Genomic DNA, 701 nt, shown 5'->3' on the forward strand with positions numbered 1-701 from the left:
TGGGCCTGCAGTCTCGTCCATATCCGCTGGGGCGTGCCCGTGACGGGCTGCAGGCGCAGTCGCTCGGCCGGTGGCTGTTCGGAGAACGGATTGACGACGGTCTCGCAGGCCTGCCGGCTGGCGTCCCCCGTCCCGGGGTCCGAGGTCGCCGGGTCGATCAGCTCGTACAGCGCCCCGCCCTGCAGCAGTCCGGACAGGTCGTGGTGATTGACGAGGGTGTACGGCTGCGTACCGCTTGCCGCATTCATTCCTCCACGCCCCCCTCGCCGCTGGCGGCGGCGGAACGGCCTTTCCAGGGACACAGGCCAGGATCGTCGTCCGGCAATACCGGTGTGGTGGTTTCCTGCTCGACGGGCCCGCTGAAGCTGTGCTGGGCTCCGTTGATGCTCACGCGCCCAGGGGCGTGGAGCTCGATGTTGCCGTTGCGGATGCGCACGCGGGCGCCGCCGCAGGTGAGCACGATCTCCTTGGCGCCGGCGAGGTCGATTTTCCGCTGCGACGCGCGTGCCTCGACGTCCTTTTCGGCGGCGATGCCGATGGCGCCGGTGTGTGCGTGGATATCGACGTTGCCGCGTGCGGCGAAGAGCTTGATGCCGGCGCGCTGGACGAACAGCGAGAGGCGGCGGGTGATGGCGGCGACGAGGCTGCCGCCGGTGGCGATGTTGACGTCCTCGCCGCTGGAGACGCTGAGCGCGCCGCCC

General features: G+C 70.2%; 2 protein-coding genes. Both read right to left on the minus strand.

Features of this window, described 5'->3' with window-relative positions:
- A partial coding sequence (locus G7A99_RS23015) for a hypothetical protein (protein ID WP_163144363.1) occupies positions 1-248 on the minus strand: 248 nt, incomplete at its 3' end.
- Positions 245-701: DUF2345 domain-containing protein (locus G7A99_RS23020; RefSeq protein WP_163144366.1), on the minus strand; the 457-nt coding region annotated here is incomplete at its 5' end. The genes G7A99_RS23020 and G7A99_RS23015, both read right to left, overlap by 4 nt.

The organism is Arhodomonas sp. KWT, assembly GCF_010993615.1.